Below are 7,013 nucleotides of genomic sequence, written 5' to 3' on the forward strand. Positions count from 1 at the left end.
GTTGGTTGGTTGGTTGGTAAAGCCTAACGAAATGAATCAGATTAATAAAAGTCAGTAAGCACAAAAAGAAAAAGCAGCGATAAATCGCTGCTTTTTTTGTATTTGGAGTTATTTAAAAAATAACGCTATTTGATAACACGAAGACTTGGGCGACCTTTCGCTGGACGAGATGGCTCAGGTTCTGAGTCAGACTCTTCAGCATCTACGTCTGCTGTTGCAACACTCAAAGATGGGCCTTTTTCTGGTTCTTCAAAAGGACTTTCTTCAATTCCTTCTTCAAACGCTTCCATGTAAGCCTCTTCAGGTTCAAACATGGTACCAGCACCATTCTCACGAGCATAAATAGCCTGTACTGCGTATAGCGGAACGATCACAGAGTGTGGACGACCACTAAAGCGAGCACTAAACGTCACAGCTTCGTTACCCAGTTCAAGTTGTCCAACCGCACGAGGCGCGATGTTCAGAATGATCTGACCATCTTGAACAAACTCGTCTGGAACTCTCACACCCGGCAATGTTGCTTCAACAACCAAGTGTGGAGTCAGTTCGTTATCAACCAGCCATTCATAAAATGCACGAAGCATGTATGGTCGGCGTGGAGTCATATTTGAAATATCCATAAACGCTTAGCGAACGAGTCGCATCTCACGCTCAGCTTCTGTTAGAGAAGCTAGGAATGAATCACGTTCGAATACGCGGTTCATGTAAATCTTAAGTTCTTTAGAACCAGGACCAATCAGTTCGATACCAAGCTCAGGTAAACGCCATAGTAGCGGAGCTAGGTAACAATCAATTAGGCTAAACTCTTCACTCATGAAGTATTCATACTCAGCGAAGATAGGAGCAAGAGTTAGTAGGTCGTTGCGTAATTTCACGCGAGCTGCTTCAGATTCTTCAGCGTTGCCTTTAACGATCTTCTCTGCAACTGAATACCAGTTACGCTCAATTCGGTACATCATTAGACGACTGTTACCACGAGCAACCGGGTATACAGGCATCAATGGTGGATGAGGGAAACGCTCATCTAGGTATTCCATGATGATCTTAGAGTCATATAGAGCAAGCTCACGATCAACAAGAGTAGGTACTGATTTGTACGGGTTCAGTTCAACAAGCTCTGCTGGTAGATTTTTTTCATCAACCAACTCAACTTCAACACTTACGCCTTTTTCAGCAAGAACAATGCGCACCTGATGGCTATACATATCAGAAGCACTTGAGAAAAGAGTCATTACAGAACGTTTATTGGCAGCTACAGCCATGGAGCCCTCCAGTACACTTTAAATAAAAACAATGGAGGCCTAAAGCCTCCATTGAACATTAACATAATTTGGGAATTAGCACGGTATTATAGCACAATTAGTGCACATCACGCCAATACTCTTTCTTCAGCAAAATCACGATGATAGTGAAGATTACTAAGAAGGCCATTACCCACCAACCCATAGCATGACGCTCAAGTTGAACAGGGTCGCCCGAGTAAACCAAAAAGTTAACAAGGTCACGAACTGCTTCGTCATACTCACCAGCACTTAATTCGCCAGAACCATCCGTTTCAGTGCCAACAACAACCTTAACTTCCTCACCATCGACCATGTGAGTATCGTAGATTGGCGTTGGGATACCTTGTAGCTCTTCAAGAACATGCGGCATACCAACACTTGGGAAAACCAGGTTGTTCACACCAAATGGACGAGACGGATCTTCATAGAAAGTACGAAGGTACGTGTATAGCCAATCTGCGCCACGAACACGAGCAACCAATGTTAGATCTGGTGGTGGAGCACCAAACCAACTAGCAGCTTGCTCAGAAGGCATAGCGTTAACCATCAAGCTACCAATTTTCACTTCAGGATCGAAGATCAGGTTTTCCTTCATTAGGTCTAAAGGAATCTCCAAATCATTCGCAACACGTTCATAACGTTGGTACTGCGTTGAGTGACAAGCGAAACAGTAGTTCATGAACATCTTAGCGCCATTTTGCAATGAAGCTTTGTCTGTTAAATCATTGTTTGCTTTGTCTAATGGTACGCCTGCACCCGCTGCCATCGCTAGTGACGGCAACATAGCAAATAAAATTACAATCCACTTTTTCATTTGAATGTCACCCTTTCTGGTAATGGTTTCGTCGCTTCATTTTTACTGTAGAACCACAGCAGAACGAAGAACATGAAGTAACCTAAGCTAAAGATTTGAGCTAATAGCGTGTATGTAGGCGTTGCTGGAAGCGCACCAAGTACACCAAGCGCAATAAAGCTTATTGTGAATTGGATGATGTTAATCAAATGCAGTTTGCTACGGTAACGGTAAGAACGCACTTTACAACGGTCGAACCATGGCAGTAGGAATAGCACAACAATTGAAGCGCCCATTGCAACTACACCTAACAGCTTATCTGGAACAGCACGAAGTACAGCGTAGAACGGCGTGAAGTACCAAACTGGAGCAATATGCTCAGGTGTTTTCAGCGGATTTGCAGCTTCAAAGTTAGGCGGCTCAAGGAAGTACCCACCCATTTCTGGGTTAAAGAACAGCACGTAACAGAACAAGAATAGGAAACCAGCAACACCAACCATATCTTTTACCGTCCCGTATGGGTGGAAAGGAATAGAGTCAATGATGTCGTATTTCTTAGTGTAATCCTTGTGGAATGGGAACTGAGTTTTGTAGTCGTCGCCCATTGTGCCTTTAGGAAGCTTAGTTTCGATACCGTCTGGGTTGTTCGAACCCACTTCGTGCAGCGCCAGTACGTGAAGTACGATAAGCAGCAGAAGTACAATTGGCAGAGCAATAACGTGCAGTGCGAAGAAACGGTTCAGCGTTGCACCAGAGATGATGTAGTCACCACGGATCCAAAGCGTTAGGTCATCACCTATAACAGGGATCGCACCAAACAGAGAAATGATTACCTGAGCACCCCAGTAAGACATTTGACCCCATGGTAGTAGGTAGCCCATGAAAGCCTCAGCCATAAGCACTAAGAAGATCAACATACCGAAGATCCAAAGTAACTCACGAGGCTTTTGGTAAGAACCGTAGATTAGACCACGGAACATATGCAGGTAGATCACAACGAAGAATGCCGATGCACCTGTTGAGTGCATGTAACGCAGTAGCCAACCGTATTCCACATCACGCATGATGTATTCAACAGAAGCAAATGCACCCTCACCAGACGGTACATAGTTCATTGTCAGCCAAATACCCGTAAGGATTTGGTTAACCAGTACTAACATTGCTAAAGAACCAAAAAGGTACCAAAAGTTAAAGTTCTTAGGCATTGGGTATTCAGATAAATGCTTCTTGTAAGCATTCATCGCGGGTAGACGTTTCTCTACCCAATCAAGCAATCCTTGCATTACGCGTCTCCCTCGTCCACACCGATCATGATCTTAGTGTCACTCAAATACATATGCTTTGGTACAACAAGATTCAATGGAGCAGGTACGCCTTGGAATACTCGACCTGCCATATCAAACTTTGAACCATGGCAAGGACAGAAGAAACCAGACTTAACACCCTGAACTTGTTCTGCAAAAGAATCTGGCAGGTAAGTTGGAGAACAACCTAAGTGCGTACAGAAACCAACAGCAACGAAGAATTCCGGCTTAATTGAACGAAACTCGTTCTGCGCGTATTCTGGTTGTTGTTCAGCTTCAGATTGAGGGTCACGAAGTTGACCACCGATCGCTTTTAGATTCTCTAGCACCGATTCAGCACGGCGTACAACCCATACAGGCTTACCTTGCCACTCGACACGAACCATTTGTCCCGGCTCTAACTTACTGACTTCCACTTCCACCGGTGCGCCTGCAGCTTTCGCCTTGGCACTCGGGTTCCATGATTTAATAAAAGGCACGGCTACAGCAGCTGCTCCTAAACCACCAACAACGGCTGTTGTTGCGGTTAAGAAACGCCTGCGACCGTTATTTAAAGGCGCGTTGCTCATCCAAACATTCTCCCATTTGCTCCTTATGGATTGAAATAATTCCGAATAAAGAGCATGGCTAACAAAATATGTATTTAGTTCTATTTATTGACGGCAAATGATAAATAAAACCCTACTTTTTGACAAGATAAAGCTACCTTTTTGTAACAATCATGAGGCAAAGCGCACATTGGGTTACAAAAGCTTTCAAAATATAAGAATTTGGAAATAAAACGAGGGAGGGAAAGCGTTTAGAGGGGGCATAAAAACAAAAAGCCCGGCATATAGCCGAGCTTTGAACCACAATTCCAGTCGAAAAACTGGGAGCGTGTACTTTTTCGTAAAGAAAAATTAACGCTTAGAGAATTGAGGTTTACGACGTGCTTTACGTAGACCAACTTTCTTACGTTCAACGCAACGAGCGTCACGCGTAACATAGCCAGCTGCACGTAGAGCAGGACGTAGAGTTTCATCGTATTCCATAAGAGCACGAGTGATACCGTGGCGGATTGCGCCAGCTTGACCTGAAATACCACCACCAGAAACAGTGATGTAAAGGTCAAGTTTCTCAGTTAGTTCAACTAGCTCAAGAGGTTGTTTAACAACCATACGAGAAGTTGGACGACCGAAGTAAACATCAAGGCTGCGCTTGTTGATTACGATCTCACCAGAGCCTGGTTTGATGAAAACACGAGCTGCTGAGCTTTTGCGACGACCAGTGCCGTAGTATTGATTCTCTGCCATTGTCTTAATCCCCTTAGATGTCTAGTACTTGTGGCTGTTGAGCAACATGGTTGTGCTCAGTACCAGCGTACACTTTAAGCTTACGGTACATCGCGCGGCCTAGTGGACCACGTGGAAGCATACCTTTAACTGCTAGTTCAAGAACCATTTCTGGTTTCTTAGCAATTAGCTTTTCAAAAGTGATAGTTTTAAGACCACCTGGGAACTCAGAGTGACGGTAGTAAACCTTACCCTTAGCTTTGTTACCAGTTACAGCAACTTTCTCAGCGTTAACAACGATGATGTAATCACCAGTGTCTACGTGAGGAGTGTATTCTGCTTTGTGCTTGCCGCGTAGGCGAGAAGCGATTTCACTTGCTAGACGGCCAAGAGTTTTGCCTTCAGCGTCTACAACATACCAGTCGCGTTTTACAGTTTCTGGTTTAGCAACGAAAGTTTTCATGCTAATAATTACCTATTTAAAAAATTTACACTTAAGGAATACTCGCGTATTCCCACTGTCTAAGAGTTACCATTCATCACCCCTTCGAGTGTTGGAAAACTCTTGGCATAACGTGATTTTACTCATCGCTAGAGGCCCGCAGTAACGGTAGGTCGCAGGATTATAGAGAAGAGCGAAGAAAAAATCACCTCTTTTTGAACAAAATCACGATTTTTTTAATTCTCTTTCTTATTCGAGATAATCAAAGCTAACTTAAGTGTTCTTTTGCCAAATACTCATGGCTCTGCATTTCAATTAAACGCGACTGACAACGTTTAAACTCAAACTCTAGTTGACCATGGGTGTATAGTTTTTCTAGCTCCACTTCCGCTGAAATAATCAGTTTCACATTGCGCTCATAGAACTCATCAACTAACGCAATAAAGCGTCTAGCAGCGTCATCGGAAGTCACGCCCATTTGCAACACATCAGCCAATAGAACCGTGTGATAAACCCGAGACAACTCAATATAATCGTTCTGGCTACGAGCCGACTGACAAAGCTGAGCAAAAGTACCATGCAGCACACCATCACTCGCTTCGACCACATCTAATTGACGGTGATTAACCTCTATCTGCTTAAGCTTCTCTTTATCTTCACCAACAAGCTGCGCGTAATATGTTTCGAGGTTAATGTTCGCTTGGCTATCCAGTGGGTAATGGTAGATCTCAGCCTGCTCTAAGGTTCTCAGACGATAGTCAATTCCGCTATCAACATTAAGAATATGACAGTTGTCTTGAATGAGCTTAATAGCGGGTAAGAAACGCGCTCGCTGTAACCCGTTGCGATACAGATCCGCAGGTGGAATATTAGAGGTCGCAACCAAGATAACGTTTCGAGCGAATAACTCTTGGAACAAGGTTCCTAAGATCATGGCATCCGTGATGTCTGAAACAAAGAATTCATCAAAACAGATAATATCCGCTTCTTCTTTCAACTTATCTGCGACTAGAGGCAACGGGTCGCTAACATTACCTAGTGCCCTTAGCTCATCATGAACTCGATACATAAAGCGGTGAAAGTGAACGCGCATTTTTTTTGTGGTCGGTAAGGCATCGTAGAACGTATCCATTAAATAGGTTTTACCGCGCCCGACGCCGCCCCAAAAATAGAGGCCTTTTGGTGGCAGTGGCAGTTCTGGCTTTTTGCCCATTAACTTCTGGAATCGAGTCAGTTGAGGAATAGGGGCATTCATGTAATTTTGGAATTGATGAAAGAGTTCATCTAAAGATTTAACGGCTTGCTCTTGTGCTGGATCTCTTTGAAATCCATGTTCTTTTATATCTTGTTCGTATTTTTTAATGGGATTCATGACGACATTTCCACAATGAAAGCGATATCAGACAGCAAATAAAAATGAGCCCAAACAGTATGAGACATGTCGCTATGCGGTGAATAATGCAGCATCAAACTGCTAACTAGCGCACACGCATTTCTCTTTATACTGCGGCTTTCTCATAGTACCATGGAGCTGTATCACGTGTAACTAAGCAGTAACAAACATGTTAAAAAACAATAATAAGGAGCTGTTATGCCTTGGATGTATGCCGTTGCCGGTTTACTAGTCGGAGTTATTTTAGGGGTCGCTATTTCTCGTCTCATGACACCTGAATACAAAAAACAAAAGAACGTACAGAAAGAATTAGATAGCGCAAAGTTTGCCCTGGAACAGCAGCGACAAGAGCTAGCTGACCACTTTGCGAAATCAGCAGAAATGTTGGACACCTTAGGTAAGGACTATACAAAGCTTTACCAACACATGGAAAAAACAAGCTCAGAGCTACTCCCTAACCTGCCAGAGCAAGACAACCCATTTGTGAAAACAGCCGCTGCTCATTCGGATAAGCCACAAGATAAGTC

General features: G+C 43.6%; 9 protein-coding genes. 1 reads left to right on the forward strand and 8 read right to left on the reverse strand.

The features are described 5' to 3' along the window. Nucleotides 1-125: 125 nt before the first annotated feature. The 8 genes from sspB to zapE form a co-directional block, all read right to left on the reverse strand. On the reverse strand, nucleotides 126-620 hold the full coding sequence (gene sspB, locus AB4653_RS11960) for a ClpXP protease specificity-enhancing factor (RefSeq protein ID WP_012603204.1): 495 nt from the start codon (nucleotides 618-620) through the stop codon (nucleotides 126-128). Between the two features lie 6 nt (nucleotides 621-626). Next, nucleotides 627-1,262, reverse strand: coding sequence for a stringent starvation protein SspA (gene sspA, locus AB4653_RS11965; RefSeq protein ID WP_009848943.1), 636 nt, complete (start codon nucleotides 1,260-1,262; stop codon nucleotides 627-629). 97 nt (nucleotides 1,263-1,359) lie between these two features. After that, complete coding sequence (locus AB4653_RS11970; RefSeq protein ID WP_009848942.1) at nucleotides 1,360-2,097, reverse strand: cytochrome c1; 738 nt, start codon at nucleotides 2,095-2,097, stop codon at nucleotides 1,360-1,362. After that, nucleotides 2,094-3,359 carry a cytochrome bc complex cytochrome b subunit gene (locus tag AB4653_RS11975; protein WP_009848941.1) on the reverse strand — a complete coding sequence of 422 codons (1,266 nt, stop codon included), beginning with the start codon at nucleotides 3,357-3,359 and terminating at the stop codon, nucleotides 2,094-2,096. Before AB4653_RS11975 ends, AB4653_RS11970 begins: the two co-directional genes overlap by 4 nt. Further along, nucleotides 3,359-3,949, reverse strand: a complete 591-nt coding sequence (gene petA / locus AB4653_RS11980) for a ubiquinol-cytochrome c reductase iron-sulfur subunit (protein WP_010434692.1) — start codon at nucleotides 3,947-3,949, stop codon at nucleotides 3,359-3,361. The genes AB4653_RS11975 and petA overlap by 1 nt, the downstream gene beginning before the upstream one ends. Before the next feature lie 330 nt (nucleotides 3,950-4,279). Next, nucleotides 4,280-4,672 (reverse strand): 30S ribosomal protein S9, encoded by a 393-nt coding sequence (gene rpsI, locus AB4653_RS11985; protein ID WP_004740758.1) that lies wholly within the window; start codon nucleotides 4,670-4,672, stop codon nucleotides 4,280-4,282. Between the two features lie 13 nt (nucleotides 4,673-4,685). Beyond that, nucleotides 4,686-5,114 (reverse strand): 50S ribosomal protein L13, encoded by a 429-nt coding sequence (gene rplM / locus AB4653_RS11990; RefSeq protein ID WP_010434689.1) that lies wholly within the window; start codon nucleotides 5,112-5,114, stop codon nucleotides 4,686-4,688. A 247-nt stretch (nucleotides 5,115-5,361) separates the two neighbouring features. Further along, nucleotides 5,362-6,465, reverse strand: a complete 1,104-nt coding sequence (gene zapE, locus AB4653_RS11995; RefSeq protein WP_009848970.1) for a cell division protein ZapE — start codon at nucleotides 6,463-6,465, stop codon at nucleotides 5,362-5,364. A 219-nt stretch (nucleotides 6,466-6,684) separates the two neighbouring features. Here zapE and zapG point away from each other — a divergent pair. Then, nucleotides 6,685-7,013: Z-ring associated protein ZapG (zapG, locus tag AB4653_RS12000; RefSeq protein ID WP_372104252.1), on the forward strand; the 329-nt coding region annotated here is incomplete at its 3' end.

It is taken from the genome of Vibrio sp. 10N.222.48.A3 (genome assembly GCF_041475345.1).
Lineage (GTDB): Bacteria > Pseudomonadota > Gammaproteobacteria > Enterobacterales > Vibrionaceae > Vibrio > Vibrio tasmaniensis_A.

Bases quoted from the DNA above. Each gene is read 5' to 3' on its own strand.
- sspB (WP_012603204.1), bottom strand. From the start codon at position 620: ATGGATATTTCAAATATGACTCCACGCCGACCATACATGCTTCGTGCA.
- sspA (WP_009848943.1), bottom strand. From the start codon at position 1,262: ATGGCTGTAGCTGCCAATAAACGTTCTGTAATGACTCTTTTCTCAAGT.
- AB4653_RS11970 (WP_009848942.1), bottom strand. From the start codon at position 2,097: ATGAAAAAGTGGATTGTAATTTTATTTGCTATGTTGCCGTCACTAGCG.
- AB4653_RS11975 (WP_009848941.1), bottom strand. From the start codon at position 3,359: ATGCAAGGATTGCTTGATTGGGTAGAGAAACGTCTACCCGCGATGAAT.
- petA (WP_010434692.1), bottom strand. From the start codon at position 3,949: ATGAGCAACGCGCCTTTAAATAACGGTCGCAGGCGTTTCTTAACCGCA.
- rpsI (WP_004740758.1), bottom strand. From the start codon at position 4,672: ATGGCAGAGAATCAATACTACGGCACTGGTCGTCGCAAAAGCTCAGCA.
- rplM (WP_010434689.1), bottom strand. From the start codon at position 5,114: ATGAAAACTTTCGTTGCTAAACCAGAAACTGTAAAACGCGACTGGTAT.
- zapE (WP_009848970.1), bottom strand. From the start codon at position 6,465: ATGAATCCCATTAAAAAATACGAACAAGATATAAAAGAACATGGATTT.